17 protein-coding genes are annotated in these 19,378 nt (G+C 71.1%); 13 read left to right on the forward strand and 4 right to left on the reverse strand.

The features are described 5' to 3' along the window. Positions 1-178: transposase family protein (locus ACFQLX_RS05305; RefSeq protein WP_386412849.1), on the forward strand; the 178-nt coding region annotated here is incomplete at its 5' end. 816 nt (positions 179-994) lie between these two features. Here ACFQLX_RS05305 and ACFQLX_RS05310 read toward each other — a convergent pair. Both ACFQLX_RS05310 and ACFQLX_RS05315 read right to left on the reverse strand, forming a co-directional pair. After that, a complete protein-coding gene (locus tag ACFQLX_RS05310) occupies positions 995-2,812 on the reverse strand; it encodes an RICIN domain-containing protein (RefSeq protein ID WP_386412502.1) in 1,818 nt (605 codons plus the stop codon). A gap of 14 nt (positions 2,813-2,826) precedes the next feature. Beyond that, positions 2,827-4,938: a hypothetical protein gene (locus ACFQLX_RS05315; RefSeq protein ID WP_386412504.1), complete on the reverse strand. Its 2,112-nt coding sequence runs from the start codon at positions 4,936-4,938 to the stop codon at positions 2,827-2,829. A gap of 211 nt (positions 4,939-5,149) precedes the next feature. On the opposite strand from ACFQLX_RS05315, the gene ACFQLX_RS05320 reads away from it, so the two are divergent. From ACFQLX_RS05320 to ACFQLX_RS05365, 10 genes are all read left to right on the forward strand, one after another. After that, on the forward strand, positions 5,150-6,424 hold the full coding sequence (locus ACFQLX_RS05320; protein ID WP_386412506.1) for an ROK family transcriptional regulator: 1,275 nt from the start codon (positions 5,150-5,152) through the stop codon (positions 6,422-6,424). 255 nt (positions 6,425-6,679) lie between these two features. Continuing rightward, on the forward strand, positions 6,680-7,135 hold the full coding sequence (locus ACFQLX_RS05325; protein WP_386412508.1) for a hypothetical protein: 456 nt from the start codon (positions 6,680-6,682) through the stop codon (positions 7,133-7,135). A gap of 949 nt (positions 7,136-8,084) precedes the next feature. After that, on the forward strand, positions 8,085-8,522 hold the full coding sequence (locus ACFQLX_RS05330) for a hypothetical protein (protein WP_386412510.1): 438 nt from the start codon (positions 8,085-8,087) through the stop codon (positions 8,520-8,522). Between the two features lie 177 nt (positions 8,523-8,699). Then, positions 8,700-9,071: a hypothetical protein gene (locus tag ACFQLX_RS05335; RefSeq protein WP_386412512.1), complete on the forward strand. Its 372-nt coding sequence runs from the start codon at positions 8,700-8,702 to the stop codon at positions 9,069-9,071. A 236-nt stretch (positions 9,072-9,307) separates the two neighbouring features. Continuing rightward, complete coding sequence (locus ACFQLX_RS05340; RefSeq protein WP_386412514.1) at positions 9,308-9,766, forward strand: hypothetical protein; 459 nt, start codon at positions 9,308-9,310, stop codon at positions 9,764-9,766. Next, positions 9,763-10,203, forward strand: a complete 441-nt coding sequence (locus ACFQLX_RS05345) for a hypothetical protein (RefSeq protein ID WP_386412515.1) — start codon at positions 9,763-9,765, stop codon at positions 10,201-10,203. Before ACFQLX_RS05340 ends, ACFQLX_RS05345 begins: the two co-directional genes overlap by 4 nt. 11 nt (positions 10,204-10,214) lie before the next feature. Further along, complete coding sequence (locus ACFQLX_RS05350; protein WP_386412517.1) at positions 10,215-10,637, forward strand: hypothetical protein; 423 nt, start codon at positions 10,215-10,217, stop codon at positions 10,635-10,637. 29 nt (positions 10,638-10,666) lie between these two features. Continuing rightward, entirely contained in the window at positions 10,667-11,785 is a 1,119-nt protein-coding gene (locus ACFQLX_RS05355; RefSeq protein ID WP_386412520.1) for a winged helix-turn-helix transcriptional regulator, read from the forward strand. 46 nt (positions 11,786-11,831) lie between these two features. After that, positions 11,832-12,998, forward strand: a complete 1,167-nt coding sequence (locus tag ACFQLX_RS05360; protein WP_386412522.1) for an MFS transporter — start codon at positions 11,832-11,834, stop codon at positions 12,996-12,998. 693 nt (positions 12,999-13,691) lie between these two features. Then, positions 13,692-15,191, forward strand: coding sequence for an FUSC family protein (locus tag ACFQLX_RS05365; RefSeq protein ID WP_386412851.1), 1,500 nt, complete (start codon positions 13,692-13,694; stop codon positions 15,189-15,191). A gap of 66 nt (positions 15,192-15,257) precedes the next feature. On the opposite strand, the gene ACFQLX_RS05370 is transcribed toward ACFQLX_RS05365, so the two are convergent. After that, entirely contained in the window at positions 15,258-16,421 is a 1,164-nt protein-coding gene (locus ACFQLX_RS05370) for a tyrosine-type recombinase/integrase (RefSeq protein WP_386412524.1), read from the reverse strand. A gap of 329 nt (positions 16,422-16,750) precedes the next feature. Between ACFQLX_RS05370 and ACFQLX_RS05375 the strand changes: the two genes are divergently transcribed. Together ACFQLX_RS05375 and ACFQLX_RS05380 are read left to right on the forward strand one after the other, a co-directional pair. Then, on the forward strand, positions 16,751-17,092 hold the full coding sequence (locus ACFQLX_RS05375) for a hypothetical protein (RefSeq protein WP_386412526.1): 342 nt from the start codon (positions 16,751-16,753) through the stop codon (positions 17,090-17,092). Between the two features lie 115 nt (positions 17,093-17,207). Next, positions 17,208-18,242, forward strand: a complete 1,035-nt coding sequence (locus tag ACFQLX_RS05380) for a lactonase family protein (RefSeq protein WP_386412528.1) — start codon at positions 17,208-17,210, stop codon at positions 18,240-18,242. A gap of 148 nt (positions 18,243-18,390) precedes the next feature. Here the strand turns inward: ACFQLX_RS05380 and ACFQLX_RS05385 are convergent, their stop codons facing one another. Then, a complete protein-coding gene (locus ACFQLX_RS05385; protein ID WP_386412531.1) occupies positions 18,391-19,308 on the reverse strand; it encodes a sirohydrochlorin chelatase in 918 nt (305 codons plus the stop codon). Positions 19,309-19,378: the final 70 nt, after the last annotated feature.

A 19,378-nucleotide genomic window follows, 5' to 3' on the forward strand; every position in this document is an offset into this window, starting at 1 on the left:
CCAGCAGACCCACAACAAGGTCATCCGCGGCATCCACGGCGTCTGCGAGCGCGCCAACTCCCTGCTCAAGACCACCTTCAAGGCCCTGCGCCGGGTCAGTCTGGACCCCAGCCGCATCACGAAGATCGCCGCCGCAGCCCTCGTCCCGCTCCAGCTCGAGTACGACCGCACCATCTGAACGATCACGCAATGCCATGATCCGTTACTGGGAAAGGCTCAGTAGGTCCGACCGCACAGGAACCTGCGGGTCACTCCCAAGGCGCAACAAGAACCGCAGCACCATCGGCATGGCCGCGTTCATCTCCCTGATGCTGTTGAAAATGCAGTTCGTGAGCACCCGCTTGGCCTCTGGAGCGGCAACCGGATCAAGCAAGCCCTGCAGCAGCGCTGGGATCGCCGCAGGGCACTCCGGGAACTCGGACCATCGGACATCCTCACACCCCACGAGGGCGGGATGGCCATGGCCAGCAACAACCGCCTGCGGGTAATCCCGCAGGAATCGAACTATCGCCGCCTCCTTGGCTGCCAGATCAGTACTGCACACCCGCCGATCCCCCGCTCTGCAGCGAGAAGCCCAGAACTCCCCGTCACTCGCACTCTTGCGCGACCAGGGATCCACACACAAGCGTCAAGCCGCGCCCTTTCTGTTCGACTCCCCAAACGCCCACAGAAGCCGACTTGACGAGTTACGCGCCTGAGGTGTCTACCGGCGCGCCGACCTGCTGGCGGCCCGCCCGACCTGCTCGGCGCACATCACACCCGGCGGGTTCGTCCTGGACCGCCATATCGAGGTGCGGTCCGACGGCGGTGTCCTCGTCGTGGATCCGGCGACGCGCGAGGCGGTGGCGCGGGTCACCGATCAGTTCTCGCGTGCGTTGGGGGGCGCCTCGAAGCCTCGTACGGCGGAATTCGCGGCCGTCGGCCCGGTACACGGCTGATGGGCCTGGCGCGCGCACGCCGTACCGCCGTACGGCATGCGCGCGCCAGGGGTCTGTCAGCCGACCCGCGTGAGCGTCAGCGTCTGCTCGCCGGCCGTCCGGCCGCCGCCGACCGCCGAACCGCTGCTGTCGGTCCAGGCGCGGACCGGAGTGGTCTCGGCGGCGCGGCCTCCGGCGCCCGAGAGCCCGATGACTAGGCCGCTGTACCGGTTGACCAGCTTGAACGTGCCCGTCGGCGCCCCGGAGACATCCTTGCCGGGGATCACGAACCACTGCTGGCCGACGGTCGGGCCGCCCTTGGGCGCCGCAGACACGGTCGGCTTCGCCGCCCAGGCCCGGCCCGCGTTCCTGGCCGAGTCCACGCCGAGCAGCCGGCCGCTCGCGGCGTTGGCGATGCGGTACGAGCCGTCGCCGTTGGACGTGAAGGTCCACTTGCTGCGGTCCGAGCCGTCGGCGGCGGGCAGCGAGGTGGTGGCGCTCGCCGAGGACTGGGCGAGGACCCGGCCCGCGGCGTTCGCGAGGGTGTACTGCGCGCCCGACGCGACGGGTGCGGCGGGCGAGTCGGTCTCGATCGCGGTGTTGTAGTACTCACCGCTGCCGCCGCCCGAGCACTGCCAGGAGCAGTAGTTGCGGAAGTTCTTGCCGACGATGGTGGAGCCCGTCTTGTTCACCGAGTCCAGCATCCACCGGTACCAGGAGCCGGACTTGTAGGCGCCGGTGTCCCCGATCAGCTTCCACTTCTGCGTGGCCAGGTCGTCGGTGACGTAGAAGCGCTGCGGCTCGCTGCTGTCCTGGACGACCGCCTCGGGCGTGCCGATGTACAGGCCGAGGTACGCGTTGTAGGCGATGTTCATCGTCAACAGGTCGGACTTGGCGGGCAGTTCACCTGCCGCCACCTGCTCGGCGACATTGCCGTCGTTCGCCGGGTCGTAGTCGTTCGCGACCGGCGTGTATCCCTTCGGGTTCTCGGCGGTCACCGGCTCCATGTTGCTTTCCTTGCCGCCGACCCCGGGCTGCGACCAGGCGCCGTCGTACCACTTCTGCCAGGAACCGGGCGCCATCTTCGCGGACATCGGGGCGCGCGCCACATGGCCGCGGCTGCCGTCGGTCCAGCCGCCGGAGACCCCGCCCTTGGGGATGGCGCGGGAGTTGTAATAGACGTAGAAGTAGCCGGAGGCGGTGTCCACGAACAGGCGCGCGTCGCCGTTGCCGTAGTGGTAGAGGTCGTGCGGGAAGGCCGCGGTGTCACCGCGCTTCGTGCTGTACGGCGAGGTCAGGACGTGGTCCTTGATGTCCCAGGTCCTTCCCTGGTCCTTGGAGACCGCGTAGTCGATGGCGTCGTAGTGGAGCCCGTCGTCGAAGGGGCTCGGCGTGAACTCGTTGTGTACCAGGCCGTAGTAGTCGCCGGTGTCCGGGTCGATCCACACGCCCATCAGGTCGCAGTAGTTCCGCTGCGAGTAGTGCGAGGTGTCCGGCGCGTACGTGGACTCACGGCCGGTCGGGCTGTTGTTGCAGCGCCAGGTCGTGTCGTCGTTGCGGTCGAGCGCGTTGGCCGGGTTCACCGCGCTGCTGACCTTGGTGTCCAGCTTCGCCGTGTCGAAGTCGCTGCCCGTGTAGAACGACCACTTGCGAGGGTCGTTCGCGGCGTACAGGGCGTGCGCCGACTGGTAGTGGAACGTGCCGTCCTTGTCTATGTACGTGGCAGCGGGGGTGTCGTCGGGGTTGGTCCACTTGCCCAACTGCCCCACGTTCACGGTATAGGCGGGCTCCGCGCTGTCGTCGGCCGCGGCGGGCGACGACAGGGCCGCGCCCGCCATCAGGGCGGCTACCGCGGCGAAGGCGCTCGCGGCTCGTGCTCTGGAACGGGATGGCACAGGTACTCCTCGCTTCAGGAGACGGAGGTGGGGGACGCGAGCGACACACGCCTGCGGGCGGGTCGCCATTCGAGGACCGCCCAGCCGCGGTGCGGCAGTTCGGCCTCGAGTTCTGGGTGGCCGTCGACCTGCGTCATGGAGGTCGGGGCCGGTTCCGCGAGCGGCGCGAGCAGCGTGGCCCGCACCGCGTGGGGGGTTCCGGGCAGGCTGGGACGCAGCCGGCCGGGGTCGGCGCTGCCGTTGGCCACGGCGAGCCGGATCAGGTCGCCGCTGCGGGCGGCGTGCGGGATGAGATGCGGGGAGCCGGACACCAGGGGCAGCCGGGGCTGGCCGCCCTCCAGGAAGCGCACCGTGGCGTGCAGGAGCCGCTGCCCCAGATCGCTGCGGGCGAGGTCGGCGGGTGCCGTGGCGGCGAGCACCGCGACCCGGCCGCCGAGCGCGTTGACGAAGTGGCTGCGCCCGGCGCCCCAGGGCCGGCCGTCCGGCGTACGGATCCGGGTGAGGACCTGGGCGCCCGGCTCCTCTTCGAGGCGCGCGAGTGCGGGCTGGACGTCGACGCTGAGCTGCTCGCCCTGCTCGGCGGCCGAGTGGCGTGCGGCCTGCGCACCTTCGCCGCTCACCCGCTCCATGGCCTGCGAGCCTTCCTCGGTCAACTGCTCGACGGCATACGGTCCTTCGGAGTGCTCGGCGTCACGCCTGTACACCCCCGCGGCCCGTACGCCGAGCAGGGCACCGAATCCACGCTCGGTGAGCCGCCGCGCGGCCACCCCGTCGAGGAGCAGCCCGCCGGCCAGCATCGCGCGCAGCGCTTCGTCGTCGAAGGCGTCGGCGCACCGGCCGAACAGTGCCTGCACCGGGGCCGGTCCCGAGATGACCGGAACGCCGTAGCCGAGCAGATAGTCCGCGGCGGGCGCGGGGTCCACGGCGAGTTCGCGCAGCGCACCCTCGCCGGTCTGCACGTGCGCGGCGGTGTCCGGCCGCCAGGGCAGGCCGACGCCGATCGGTTCCGCCTGTTCCGTGCGGTGCCCGGCGAGCCAGTCGAGCGCGGGCCGCGAGCGCCGCAGCAGTGCGTCGATCCGCGGGAAGCGGTCCGCGTGCCCGGCCGCGCTCGGGTGCACGTTGAGCAACAGGGCGTCCGCGCCCGCGAGTTGCGCGGTCACCATCTCCGACCAGGTCTGCGTGTCCGACTTCGACCAGGCCGTGTGCGGCCAGTTCTCGATCTCCGGCTCGACGGCCACATGCGCGGGACGCAGCACCCGCTGCGCTTCAAGTGACCATAGGGAAGAGGCCAGTTGTCGGGCCGGAACGTCCGAATAGGGCGCGAAGTGCGGGCGCTGCGTGACGCGTCCGCCGATGGACAGGGCCCCGAAAAGGGCCTCCCAGTCGCGCCCTTCGACCGAGTGCAGGGCCGGCGTGGAACTCATCAGGCCGAGCCGGGCGGCTCCGGCCGAGTTCTCCCGTACGGCCGCGGCGAGACCCTCGGCGACTTCGAGCTGCGCCGTACGCCAGACCTGCTGGAGCAGCGCACGCCACGGATGCGGAGGCCCGGGCCGCGTGACGGCGGCCACCACCTCCGGCCGCGTCACCTGCTCTCCCACGAGCGCGGAGAGCCGCTCCATCATCAGCGGCTCGAAGCCGCCGCCCCAGTCCAGCGGGGCGTGGTTGTGGAAGCGGAAGTCGTCCTCCACCCACAGCACGCGAAAGCCAAGGCGGGCGAAGCGCCCGTAGTGCGCGCACAGCCAGTCACGCCAGGCGGGACAGGCGAACGAGGCCTGGGCCGTGGCCGCCTTGCCCGTCGGCGAGACCATGGGGGCGAAGCCGGGCCGGCCGGTCCTGCCGCGGTCCGCGTGCCCGACCGTCACCCACGGGTTGAGGCTGACGTCCAGGCCCGCCTCGGTGAGTACGGAACGGGCCTCGGAAGCCGCCGCGAACCAGCGGTCCTCCTCGGCACCGAGGAGATGTCCGGTGTACTCCTCCTCCGCGCCGAGCAGCAGAACGACCTCACCGACCCCGTTCTCGTCGCACACCTTAGCCAGCGCGGCGGCCCGCTGCGCCAGGTCGGCGCCGGGCCGCAGCTGGTAGCGCAGGTGGTAGCGCGCCCGGGGCCCGCGGATCCCCGCGGGCACGCCGTCCGGCCGTCCAGCTCGTTCCCTTACCACGTGCTCAGCGCCTCCAAGTGGGACCCGTCTTTAATTCGGCTAGGATCCGAAATTAGTAATGCCTAGTCAATAGGTACGTAAGAGATTGTTCTTGCGATCGGGCAGGGCCCCTCGCCGCGCCGGTGACCTCTCGCGTACGTTGACCTGCAGCGCGAGCGAGGACGCGAGGAGAGACCGAGTGACGGCAGATCAGCGGGGACCGGGTGTCCGCACCCCGGGCGGCGACGGACCGCACAAGGCAGGCGGCCGCGCCTCCCTGCGCCGGACCAACCTCGGCCTGGTGCTGCGGCTGCTGCGCGACGCCGGGCCCCGGCCCCGTACGCGGATCGCGGCGGAGACCGGGCTGCCCAAGGCCACGATCACCAATCTGGTGGCCGAGTTGATGGAGCGCGGCCTGGTGCGGGAGGGAGAGCCCACCCGTGACGGATCGATCGGGCGGCCCAGCCGTACCGTGGAGATCGACGGGCGCGCGATCTGCGGCATCGGCGTCGAGATCAGCGCCGACTACCTCTTCCTCATCGCACTCGACCTGCGCGGCGAGGTGGCCGCCGAACAGCACATCCCGCTCGACGTCCGGGGCCTCGGCGCGGACGAGGTGCTCGACCGCGCGGCGGAGGCGATCCGTGACACCCGCCGCAGGCTGCGCAGCCGGGGCATGCACACCGTGGCCGTGACGGTCGCGGCCCCCGGCGTGATCGAGCACCGCAGCGGAGTGGTCTCCTACGCGCCGAACATCGAGTGGCGGGACGTGGACGTCGTCGGCATCCTGACCCGGCGCCTGGGCCCCCGGAGCCCGCGGATCGACCTGGAGAACGATGCCAAACTCGGCGCTCTCGCCGAGTACTTGATCGCGGCCGCGGCCGGCATCCACGACCTGATCTACGTGACCGGAGAGACGGGTGTCGGCGGCGGCATCATCACGGAGGGACGGCTGCTGCGCGGAGCGGCCGGATACGCCGGCGAGATCGGCCATATGCGGCTGAGCCCCGACGGGAAGCTCTGCGCCTGTGGGCGCCGCGGCTGCTGGGAGACCATGGTCGGCCTGCACGCCCTGCTCGACCACGCCGCCGCCCCCGGCGATCCCGTACGGGACGCGACGGTGGACCTGGAGCTGCGGCTCGCGGAACTGCGGCGCCGCGCCGACGCGGGCGAGCCGGCCACCACGGCCGCACTGGAAGCCATCACGGATGGGCTCGCCCTCGGGCTCGCCGCCCTGACGGACATCCTGAACCCGCGGGCCATCGTCCTCGGCGGCTACTTCGCCTATTTCGGCGACCACTTGATCACCCGCGTCCAGAGCGAGCTGACCGAACGCGTGATGGCCCCCGACGCGGGCGGCTGCACCGTCCTCGCGTCCACGCTCGGCTTCAGCGCGGCGGCGCGGGGCGCGGCTTCGCTCGCGCTCGATGTGGTGTACCAGGATCCGGGCGGAACGCTCACAGCCTCGTCGTAGGCACGGGCGGTTGCGCATTTCTGCTCACTGAGCAGCTGTTTCACACAAGACCGCGCAAGAGATCTTGCCCTGGGCGACAAACCCGTGCCAGCCTTCGGGTGCCCGTAGAGAGCCTCCGACCGGCTCGAAACAGCCATGTCCTCAACAGACTCGGGCCGACGTGCGTCCACGTGCAGGGCACTTTCGGCGTGCCGATCCGCGCCGCTTTCCGCGGATCCTCCGCCGCACCCCCAACCCCACGAGGAGGGAACGGTCATGCCCATCAGAGCCGGACGGGCAGGGGCCATGCTCGCCGCAGGAGCCCTGTTCGCCCTGTCCGCGACGGCGGGCCCCGCCCGGGCCGAAACCCCGGACCCGCAAGCGGACGGCACCGTCGTCGACGGTGATGCCCGCTTCCACGTGCTCACCCCCGCATTGATCCGCCTGGAGTACGCACAGGACGGGAAGTTCGAGGACCGGCCCACCGTCAACGCCGTCAACCGCGCCTTCGACGCGCCCGCGTACCCGTCGGAGGTGGAGGACGGCTACCGCGTCATCCGCACCGGCGAGTTCACACTGCGCCACAAGCTGGATTCCGGGCCGTTCACCCAGGACAACACCGAGGTACGCCTTGAGGCCGGCGACCGGCAGGTCACCGGGCATCCGCAGTTCGGCGAGCCACGTCCACCTGCGTGTTCGGTGCGGTCCGCGACACCGAGTTCGGTGTCCTGAGCGGCGGCGCCGAGTACAACTTCCCCGGCGGCACGACCAAGGCGTACGGCCGCGGCGTCACACAGGGTTACGAACAGGAAGGCGCCCGGTCCACGGTCCGCGTACGGGGCGTGCCCGCCGACGGCACGTACACGCTGCGGCTCCGGTACGCCAACGCCCAGGCCTCGGACGGCGGGACGAAGGACCGCAGCCTCTCCGTCGAGGCGGCCGGCACGGCACAGCAGGTCACCATGGAACCGACCGGTGACTGGAACGCGTACGGGATATCGAAGCCCGGTCAAGGTCGACCTGAAGCGCGGCGTCAACGACATCACCGTCGCCCAGCGCGCCGGCGACACCGGCCGCGCCAACATCGACTCCTTCGCCCTCGCCCCGGACGCGGACACCGCCTACCCGACCCCCGCGACCAAGGGCAACACCGCCAACCTGGGCGGCTGGACGCGCGGGCTCGACAACACCCCGGCTGCGCCGTACCAGTTGAACGACGGCGTCCTGTCGAAGGACGGCTGGTATCTGCTCGACGACTCGGCGACCGCGCTGAGCAACGGGGACAGCAAGCACCCCACCCCGCGTACGGAGCGGGCCGAGGACGCGTACCAGGACGGCTATCTGCTGCGCCGCTGGGGCTGCACCCGCATCACACCCCGCGACCTGTCCCGGCTCCTCACCCATGCGCAGTGTTGGATCGGGCTCGGCGCAGACGAGCGGCCTGTGGCCCTGGTCTGCGCCGGGCCCGTCACCCGGGAGCCGGGGATCGTCGACCTCGGGCGGCAGGTCGTCGACCACCGTCAGCGCCAGGGCATCGGTACGGCTTCGGCCTGCCAGGCCGCCCGCGTCGCCCGCGTGCGCCGAGCCCCCACCCTCTCCGCGTTCACCCAGGCGTCCAACGTGCCCATGCTCCGGCTCCTCGACCGGCTCGGGCCGACGTCGCACACCCGCGACGGCCCGTATGTCGAGGTCCGCGTCGCCTTATCAGCTGGCGCAGGCTGCCGCCGAACGCGATGCGAAGCAGACCGTCGCAGCCGCCGTGCTGGAGCCGATCGAGGCCGCCGCTCCCCGACAGGTGTCACCCCAGCTTGCGACGAGGGACGTCGCGGCCCTGCTCGCCATCGCTCAGGGCGCCAAGCTGCACGAGCACCTCGTCACCCACCGCCTCGCCGTAGTAACCCCCACGCGCACCCGTATCTCCTACGCCCAGCTCCAGCGCCTGGAGGCGATGGGCCTGGTGGCGCGCGACAGGGCGCATCCCGTGCAGGCCGGGCAGCCCGTGGCCCTCACCGATATCGGCCGCGCCGCGCTGACCACGCCCCGCCCCTCCGGCCCGCCCGACGCCACACCCGCGCCTGTCCCGCCAGCCTTCCCCGCCGTCTCACGAAGCCGCCGCTGAACCGCGGTCACCTGGGGCATCCCCGGTGAACCGCAGCTGGTCGCCCTACATCTGAAGCGCGACCTGGCCGCGCGTACTTTCCAGTTCGGCCACGCGCAGCTACCGCTGCTGTCCATGGCCCAGTCCTGGCTGATCGCCCGAGGCTGCCCGGAAGCGAAGATCCTCGTGCCCGAAGGCATGGGCACTTCCCCCGCGAACGAGGCCACCCGCGCCCTGGAGAAGCGGCTGCGCAGCGACAGCGACCACTTCGCCTACGGCATCAGCTACACCGAAGACAGCGGCCCGATCCAAACGACCGTAATGCTGCGCGCCCTGGATGAGAAGGCAGCACTGCCCTTCCGCGTGCTCCTCGAAGAGGTCGACACGACCGCATGGACGCACACCCTGCGCGAGGGCGGCTTCCCGACCTTCGAGGCCGCCACCCAGTGGTGGGAAGCGCACTGGGACCGCGACAAGCCCCAGCTGCCGACGGCCTCGCCGGCGACCCGCGCCACCGCCGTCCCCGGACTGCCGGCGCGGCCCGCGCCTCCGCGCGGCCCGAGCCGCTGAACTCCCATTTATCCAAGGGCATTTGAAATGCCGTCCAGCACGTAATGCCTTCTGCCGGGCCGGATGCGGTGCGGAACATAGCACGCAATCCCCGGTTACCGAAACCGGGGATTCTCCGGACTCTTGTTCTCAGCCCGCACGGCATCCGCCTGGGGCTGCTTCCGCATTCTCTCTCCACGCCGTAACGCCAATCCCCTATTTCCTGCTGGCATGCCCGAATAGAAGGGAGCTACTTCGTGCTCGATTACAGCGAAGACGTCATGGGCGTCATCACCGAGCGGATCGAGGACCGATTCCAGATGCCGCTCGCCGACCTGCGACGGGCAGTCGCAGCGGCACCCCAGGCAAATCCCGACGCCACCACCGTCGTGCACTGGTACGGCCTGCTCGCCGAGACGCAGCAGGCGCTCGACACCGCCGAGGACGCGCTCGTCAAGGCACTCGGCACGCAGCCGGGCGACGTACTCGACGACCCCGCCATGGAGTTGGCCCACCAGGTCAACGCCGCTGTCGCCTCCCGCGACGGCCGCGCCATGGTCGTGAAGTACCTCCTGGACCCCAACGCTCCCGGCAAGCGGGGACCCGGGGTATGGAGCGGTGCGGCCCCAGCCGCCCGTCGCGCTCCGGCCCTGCCCACCTCCCCGCCCACGCCGCCCAGCGTGCACAACACCGCGGTGCGCGGGGTGACGCGGTGAGCGTCATCGACAAGTCCAGCAGCCGCGATGCGGCGCTGCAGGAAGCGTTCGGCTCCGACGTGTCCGAGCTGTACGCGCAGGCGGCCCGCGCCGAGGCCAACACCGCCCTCCAGCGCGCGCTGGAACTGCGCAGCTTCCTCGCCATCGCCGAGGAGCAGGTGGCCCGGGTCCGAGACCGTGCCCACGCCGCGACGGGACCTGACGGGGGCATGGGCGACCTGTCCGCCGAGGACCTGCGGTGGGACGCGGACTGGCTGGAGGCGGCTCTGGCCAGCCGGGACGGCTACACCACCGCACTCGACCAGCTGCTGCGCACCATGCCGGCGCCGAACCGAGCAGCCGTACCACGCGCCGGGTTGAGTCCCAAGATCGCCGCCACCGCACCGCCCGCCCCGGCCCCATCCCGCGCCGCGGTGATGCGGACCCGACATCTCTGAAAGACCGCCGATTGCCCCAGCCTGACACCCCGTCCCCCGCCGTTTCCCAGCTCGTCGCCCAGCGCATCGAGGCCCTGTACGGACAGCCGCTCGCTGAACTCGAAGCCCTCGCCGACGCGACCCCCGAGACCACGCTGCTCGCCGCCCTGACCGGCTCCCACAACGACTTGGCCCTCGCCGAACGCAACATCGCCTTCCAGCTTCAGCGACTGCGTGAACTCACCGCCCCTGACCGGGAGATCGGCCGGTTCGCCGCCGGTCACATCCTCGACTGCGCCCGCCGCATCGCCGAGTCCGTCGCCACCCGCGACGCCTACGCCAAGAGCACCAGCGCGGTCCTGGGCGGTCTGCGCCGGGTGTCCGCCCCGGACACCCACCCGCCGGCTGCACCGCTCCCGGCCACGCCGACGGCGACCACCTCCCGCACCCGCTGATCCACCTGTACCGCTTGAGGAGCCCCTTCTTGGCCACCACCGCGCCGTCGCCCACCACACCGAACGATCTCTTGGGCGTCACCAAGACCCTGGACCTGCTCGCTCCGCGCTGGAGCGTGTGGGTGCCGATGACCGTCTCCTCCCAGCCGCTGCGCTACGCCGAGTTCAAGCCGCGGCTGCCGTGGCTGGCGGACGGCCAGCTCCACCCCCGGCTGCGTCACCTCACCAACGCCGGCGTCATCGAGCGCACGGCCTACGCCCCGCGCCACGTCACCTACGGCCTCACCAGCCGCGGCGCCGCGCTGCTGCCCGTCCTCACCGTGATCGCGTCCTGGGGCGACACGTATCTGGAGAAAGAGCTGGTCGCCAACAAGCACACCGGAGCCATGGAACCCGAGCGGATCGCACCGGCCCAGAACATCGACGACGCCGTGGCACTGCTCGCGCCCCGACATGCCACACCGATCCTGTTCTCCCTGCAGGCCCGCGGCACGGCGACCGCCAGGAGCCTGGCGGCCGAGGCCATGCCCGGCTACGGGCTGACCGCCGTCTACAAGCCGCTGGAACGCCTGCTCGCCGACGGCCCCGTCACCGCCAGCGGAACCGGCTACCAGCTGACCGCGAGCGGCCGGGCGCTCACCCCTGTCTTCGAGGCGATCTCCGCTTGGGCCACTGCCTCTGCCCCCCCTGACCCTGCCGGCCTTGATCCGCCTAGTCACCGAGATCGACGACAACGGCCCCATCAGCCACCAAAAGGGCAGCCTGCAGAGCGCCTTCGGCGACCTCACCCCCGGCCAACTGCGCTATGCCATCGACGTCGCCCGCGACCTCGGCTTCGTCCACGCCGACGAGCAGGCCCCGACCGCTACCGCCTCACCGCCAGCGGCGAGGCTCTGGCCGAGGTGTACGACACCGCGGCCCGCTGGGGGCGCGCCCGTCAATTCCCCGACACCAGCAGCGACTTCGTCACCCGCGTCCAGCACACCCTCCAGCTGTCGCGCCGCAGCCCGCAGGCGACCGGTTCGAGCCTGGAGCCGTCGGCACCGCACCAGGTCCTAGCCGAGTTCCTGCAGGCGTACCCCCGCGTCCAGCAGCACGCCGACGCCCGCTCCGTCCAGGAGCGGGCGGAAGCGGGGTGCGCTGCGTGAGAGATCCCGTGTTGGACCGCAGCATGCCAGCCGCCCGGTCCCCACCATGCTGCGCGGCATCTACCTGCCGCGCAGCATGGATGCCGGCGCGTTCGCCATGACCACGTACGGCATCCCCTTGCTGGTGTTCGCCACCACCAACTCCGCCACGCTGACCGGCCTCGCGTTCGCGCTGGAGTGGATCCCGCGGCTCGGCGCCTTCGCCCTCGCCGGGACGATGACCGACCGCTACGGCACCACCCGCGTCTTTCGTCTCGCCTCCGCGATGCGTGCCGTCGTCGTCCTGGCCGCCGCGCTCGCCCTGCCCGAACTGCGGGGCGGACTCAGCACCACGATCACCGTCATGGCGCTCGCCGCCTCCACCGGCGTGCTCACCGAGTTCTCCTACATCGCCGCCGAAACCGCGGGCGGCGTGGCCAGCCGGGCAGCCGGCGAACGGGCCCACCGCGTGCAGTCCGTACTGCTCGGCATCGACCAGGTCGGCACCCTGGCCGGCCCCGCCCTCGCCGGACTCCTCCTAGAGCGGGCCGGAGCATCCGGGATGCTGACCACGATCGCCGCCTTCTCCCTGCTCGCCTGCGCGTTCGCCCCCCGGCAGTACGCCCGGCAGCGGCCTGCCGCCTCGGAGTCCGTCCTCAAGGGGCTCCACACCGGCTGGACCACGCTCAAGTCGCTCCCCGCGCTGGCCTGGCTGATCACTGGGCTGACCTTGTCGAACCTGGCTGTGGGCCTGCTTCAGGCCGCGGCCCCGATGGTCGTGGTCAAACAGCTCGGACACTCCAGCGCGGATGTGGGCGTGGTCTGGTCGGTCGCCGTCTGCCGACGTGCCATCGACCGATGGGGTCTATGGCCGGTCGGCGCCCTCTCCGCCGGCATCGCCGCCAGCGCATGCCTGGCCGTCTCGCTGACCCGCACCTACACCGCCTACCTCGTGCTGATCGCGGTGCTCATGGCCAGCGAGGGCGGCATGACCGTCGTGCTGCGCACCCTGCGCTCGAACCTCATCCCGGCCGCGGTGTCCGGCAGCACCCTCTCGCTGACGATCCTCCTGCTCCTGCTGCCTTTCCCGGTGGCCGGCCTCCTCATTGCCGCTGTACCCGCGACGCTGCTCGGCCACGTGATCACCGGCTGCGCCGTCCTCCAGGCCCTTGGCCTGTTCATTGCCTTCGCGCGTCTGCGCACCCTGCCCGGCCTGCGTGCCTCCTTCGCCTGATCCGCCGGCTGCCGCCCGCCCGTTCATCTTGGAGATCCAACCGATGCACACGACCCATGCCCCGGTGACCCAGGCCGTACTGCCAGTGTTTCGTCCCTCGCTCCGTGCCGGTTCCCGCCCCACGCTCGCCGACCGGTTCCTGGCCTACGACGCGGAGCACCCGTACGTCTACCGGGCCCCCTCGAGGAGGGTTGGGCGCGGGCTGGCTGTCATTGGGGGAGGCGCTTACGGCGTCGAGCATCACAGTCCCTTGGGTGCGCATCGGGCAGTGCATCTTCGGCGGTGCGTTACTACTGCCACGTATCGCGCACGGGACACCCATGCTCCAGAGCATCTCCGATTTCCGTAGTCGGGGTTTCGCCGCTACGTGCGATCGATTCGGCTGGCGTGCTTGCCCATGTGCCCCGCGCCAGAGCCGTGACCTGCAATTTCATGGCCCGCCTCGCTCGATCTCCATCGAGACTCGGCGGCATGCCGTTGGTGTGACCAATGGCATTGCGGTGGGATTGATGGCCCCAGGGGCGGTTATCCTTGCCCTATCCATGTACTTTGCGGCGCCGCATGCGCCGGACGGCGACAAGGCCGGATCCGGACCGCGGTGCCTTCGTCGTGTCTGCTCGCCGTCCACCACCCCGGACTGCCGCAGGCGTGGCGCGTATCACTGCAAGGGAGCGACCGACCGCCGTGAAGAGGATGTTCGTGGCTCCGGACCCGGGGCGCCTGCGGCTGCGGAATTCGACCCGCGCCGTCATCGGCGTTGCCGCAGCCGTCGCCGTATCCGAGCTGTGCGGGCTCTCGCTCACCGCGTCGATCACCGGAGGGCTCGCGGCGCTGCTCGCCCTCTTCACCGTCACCGACGCGACCGTCCGCGACCAGCGAATCACCACCGCACTGCTCCCCCTCGCCGGGTTCCCGGTACTGACGCTCGCCACCACTTTGCACGGCGTCACCCTGGCCCGCGACGCCGCGTTCATGGCCGTCGTCTTCTGCGGGGTCTACGCCCGCCGCTGGGGCCCGCGCGGCCACGCGCTCGGAATCTTCGCGTTCATGAACTTCTTCATCACGCAGTTCCTGCACGCAGTCCCCGCCCAGTTGCCCGAGCTGTACGCCGCGGTGAGCCTGGCCCTTCTGACGGCCGGCGCCGTACGTTTCGTGCTCTGGCCCATCGAGCGACGTACGCCGCCCGCCGCAGCCCCGCCCGTACTGCCCGGCGCCGGCTTGGCGCGGCTCACCACCCGGCAAGCCTTCCAGGCCACTGCTGCCTGCGCGCTCGCGCTCTCCGTCGGGCAGGTGCTCTCCGAAGACCGCTGGTACTGGGCCGTCGGCACCGCCTGGTGGATCTTCGTCAACACGACCTCCCGCGGCGAGACCCTGGTCCGCGGCTTCCGCCGGGTCCTGGGCACTCTGATCGGTATTGCCGTCGGTCTGCTCGTCGCCATCCCACTGAACGGCGCGCCCGCGCCGACAGCCGCACTGGTCGCCGTCTGCGTCTTCGCGATCTTCTACACCGCCGCCGTCTCGTATTCCTGGATGATGCTGGCGGTGACGGTCATGGCCGGCCTCCTCTACGGCCTGCTGGGCGTGCTGGACGCAGGACTGCTCGCGCTGCGTCTCGCGGAGACGGGCGTGGGGGCGACATGTGCCGCGCTGGCCGTGCTGTTCGTGCTGCCGGTCACCACGCACGCCACGAACGACGCCTGGATCCAACGGGCACTGCACTGCGTGCACGCCGCCACAGCCGAGGCGGCGGCCCGCCTTGCCGGCGACCTCAAGGCCGACCCGACCCCGCACGCCGCCGAGCTGGAACTGCTGCTGGGCCGGGTACGGATGTCAGTCGCCCCGCTGGTGCACCCGTTGAGCCCCTTCCGTGCCCGAAAGGCACGCGCCCGTCACGTCATCGCACTGCTCGACGACTGCGCCTGCGAGGTACGCGGTCTGGTCTCCGTCGCCGCCGACCCGACCGCGTCGCATGACGCCCGCCTGGCCGCCGCCTGCTGGCGGGTCGAGGCCGCCGTAGAGGCACTCACCGTCGGCGAGATGCGCAGCAGCCGGGTGGCAAACGACACCCGCGAGGCGCCTCCTCGGTCGGAGACCGAGTCGGCCCTCGTCCATCTGCACGGCCTGGAGAAGGCCCTGTCGGAACTGGCGATGCCACTGGGGACGTCGCCGCGCTCTCCACTGGTCGGTTCCTGAACCGCGGGGCAAGCGCACCACGCGAGGTAGAGGCTGACGGGTGCGACGCCTCTGATGGGCGGGCGCTTAAAGCCGCTCGTTGAGGATCTTGGCTGCCCTCGTGAGGGAGCCGGGCAGGAGATGCCGATAGATCCGGTAGGTGACCTCGATTGATTTGTGCCCCATCCACTCGGCGACATCGGTGATCGGAATGCCGTGGGTAAGGCAGTTCGATGCGAAGTAGTGGCGAAGGGAGTACAGCTTGTACGTGGTCCCCGCATCTGCCCGTTCGAGACACCTCCTCCAGCGCCACCGCAGGGTCTGGTCCCCGTAGAAGTAGCTCTGGATGTGCGGGCTGCCGGCCCCGTTTCCCCTGACGAGAAGGTAGCCGTTCCTGTCCGCTCCGTAGGTATCGGCGAAATAGGAGATGAACTCGTGAGTCTTTCTGGGCAGGGGGACTTCGCGGAACTCTCCGCGCTTGCGGTGCTTCAGCTGCGCGGGCTCGACCCTGTTGCCGTGGATCTGCTCATTGATCCGGTAGACGTCGCCGGCCACGATCGACTTGATGTTCGCGGCGTGGGCCTCACCATTCCGGTGACCGCAGCCGGACATGAGCTCAATGACAAGTCGTAGATCGTCACCCTCGGCCGCATCGCGAAGGGCGTTCAGCTCCGCGAGGGTCGGAATGGTCACCTCGGGTGGCATGTAGTCGGGAGGCGCGACGTCCAGGAAGGGGTCCATCGCTATGGCACCGCGATGACGTGCCGCATCGATGACGAGTTTCAGGACAAGGTACGCGCTCCTCTGGCTGGCCGAGCCGACCTTGTCCAGTTCCATGCCGTTGAGCCAGTCCTCGATCACCCCAGGTGTGAAGGTGCCGACGCGGCGGCTCCCGAGACGGGGGTAGATCTGGGTCCTGAAGCTGCCTTCGTACTGGTCGACGGTGTTGGACGTCAGGCCGCGCTTCCGGTTGGAGATGTAGCGGGTCGCGAAGTCCTTGAACCGCATCTCGGCTATCTCCTGGGCCTCCGTGTTCCCGTCCTTCGCCGGGCCCTTCTTCGCCTGGTGGATCTCGACGAGTCTGGTCGCCGCCTTGTCCTGAGTGGCGTAGCCGGCCTCTTCGCGCTGCCGGCCCGTGGTGTCCCGATACCTGATCTTGTAGGGGTGGGGACACTTGGACCATCGACTCTGGGAGCGCTCGCACTCCTTGAAGAAGGTGCCCATGCCGTGGGGGAAGATCTGGCCGGCCATCGCTTGGAATCTCTCCATGGGTGTGGGAGCAGTGCGGGTGGGAGGGAGGGCGGTCGCGCAGAACCGAGCAGCCCAGAGGGGCGCGATTCGAGCGGCTCGCAGGTGCCTCATCGGCGGCGGAAGCCGTCAGGGACCACGGTCCGCGGGATCCCCGATTCTCATAACCGGGGAACTCCTGCTACGAGTGCGCGCCCGTGGGTCGACGCGGCGGTGCGCCTGTCAAACCGGGGTCGAACCCTCGACCCGCGCAGGACCAATGCTGACTTTTTGCTGACCCTTTCCCATCCGATAGCCGCCTGACCTGCGAAAACCGCTGCTTCACAGCATTCATGATGTTCTTCGTCACCGTGATGGTGGGCCTGCTGTACGGGCTGATCGGCGTCCTCACCCCGGCGCTGCTGGCCCTGCGGGTGGAGGAGACGGCGATCGGCGCGGTGAGTGCGGCGCTGGCGGTCGTCGTCATCCTGCCCGTGACCACCCACCAGCTCACCGACGCCTGGAGCCGCCGGGCCATGGACTGCGTACGGGCCTGCGCCGGGGCCGCCGACCGCGGGGAGCGGGAGGAGGCCGCCGACCGGCTCGCGGAGTACCAGGCGCTGCACGCGGCGCTGGCGGCGCTGGAGCCCCCACTGGACAGCCGGCCGCGGGCACCGTTCGTCCCGGCTGCCTGACCGGCTCTCGTACGTCCCCGCGTACCGCGACCGGCCGCGTGCCGGAGATCCCTGGGCGCGCCGATCGCCTCCGCTAGGGTCGCGGCACCACGCAGCGAAGGGACGGAACAGACACATGACCGCACGGCGAGCCCGTATCGGCTCCTTCACCTCGGAGGGCGGGCGCGGCATCATCACCGCCTCCGTCGAGCCGGGGACCGGCGCGCTCCGCGAGCTGAGCGTCAGCGAGGCGGTGGCCGACCCCTCGTTCCTGGTCGTCGACGAGGCGAGCGGGCTGCTCTACACGGTCGGCGAGCACGCGGACGGCCGGGTGGCGGCGCTGCGCCTGGCGCAGGACACGGTGGAGCCGCTCGCGCCGCCCGTCCCCGTGGACGGCGACGACCCCACCTACCTCGCCCTCGCCGACGGACGGGTCTTCACCGCCAACTACGGGTCGGGCAGCGTCAGCATGCTCGCCCTGGACGAGGCGGGGGCGCCGGTGGGACCGCCCGCCGTGCTGCAGTTCACGGGCAGCGGGCCCAACCGGGAGCGGCAGGAGGGCCCGCACGCGCACTGGGTGCAGCCCGACCCCTCCGGGCGGTGGCTGCTCAGCGTCGACCTGGGCTCGGACCGGGTGCGGGTGTGCAGGCTGGTGGACGGCGCGCTGAGCGTGCACAGCGAGGTGGAGCTGCGCCCCGGCTCCGGCCCGCGCCATCTGGCCTTCCACCCCCGCGGCGGCCACGCGTACCTGGTCAACGAACTCGCGCCCACGGTGACCGTGCTGGCCTGGGACGACGAGGCCGGGAAGCTGACCGCGCTGGGCGAGACGGACCTGCTGCCCGTCGGCGCCGAGGACGCCGCGGACTCGCTGCCCTCGGGCATCGCCGTCGCACCCGACGGCCGCCACCTCTACATCGCCATCCGCGGCCACGACAGCATCAGCGTGCTGTCCATCGACGAGACGGGCGGCGAACTGCGGCTGCGGGCGAGCGTGCCGTGCGGCGGCGACTGGCCGCGGGCGATCTCCCTGGACCCCGAGGGCCGCCACCTCTACGTGGCCAACCAGCGCGCCGGCGGCGTCACCTGGTTCACCCTCGACGCGGCCACGGGCCTGCCCGCACCGGCCGGCTCCCTGCCCGCCCCCGCCTCGTCCTGCGTGGTCTTCGGCTGACGGCGCTGCCGATACCGCCGATACCGCCGATACCGCCGATACCGCCGACACCTCCGCCAGGCCCCACGCCAGCCGGAAGGGCCCGCGGCCCGTCAGTCGGGCCGCGGGCCCTTCGGGCACCGTTCACATGGAGCTAACGCCCCACCCATCATGCCTGCGCGTGCACGGCGAGCTGCGCGCTGCGGATGCCCAGCGCGCCCGCGTACTGCGTGAGCACCAGCTTGCCCACGGCCGGGTACGCACCCAGCGGCTCGGCCGCCGTGCAGGCCGCCTCGCGCTCGGCGGCGCCGAGCAGGCCCTCCGGCAGCTCGGGGCCGATCACGTACGGAGCCAGCGCCAGCTGCGTCGCACCGGCGGCGCGCAGCTGCTCGGCGATACGGGCCACGGCGCCGACCGAGTCCAGCGCGGCGGCCATCACGGGCACGGCGAGCCGGGCGGAGAGCAGCATGCCGGTGATACCGGCCGACTGCACGGCCTCCTCGCCGCCGGAGGTGGCCAGGATGATGCCGTCCGCGGCCGTCGACACGGTGAACAGGCGGGCGCGGTCGGCCCGGGAGAGACCGGCCTCGGAGAGGCGCACGTGCACGCCCTCGGCGAGCAGCGGGTGCGGGCCGAGCACGTCGGTCAGCTCGACCGGCGCCTTGCTGTCGGCGATGGCCTGCGTGATCCGGCGCGTCACGGCGGCGTCCGGGCCGGGAAGCAGCGGCACCACGATCGCGGACGGTCCGTCGGGCAGCTCGGCGCCCGTACGCTCGGCACGCTCCGCGCGGTCGGCGGTGACCCACGCGAGCACGGCGGCGAGCGAGGGGAAGTCCTCGCCCTGGTCGGCCTCGGCGTCGATGTAGCCGATCCAGGCGTTCAGCCCCGGCATCTCGGAGCGGGCGATGCTCACAACCTCCTCCGCGAGGCTGCGGACGGAGGCGTCGGGCGTGCCGGGCACCGCCAGCACGAGCGCGGGCGCGCCCTCGGGGGCGACCAGCTGCTCCGGCTTGCGGTGGCGTCCCGGCTGGGGGGAACGGGGCATTCGTTGGGGCAGGCCGTGTGCGAGGCCGTCGGCAGTGCTCATGGCGCCGCATGCTAACGGGTCCGTCGGACAGACCGCACGGCCGGGGGTGTCTGGACAGGATCTGCGCCGA

The organism is Streptomyces polyrhachis (genome assembly GCF_042663125.1).
GTDB classification, from domain to species: domain Bacteria; phylum Actinomycetota; class Actinomycetes; order Streptomycetales; family Streptomycetaceae; genus Streptomyces; species Streptomyces polyrhachii.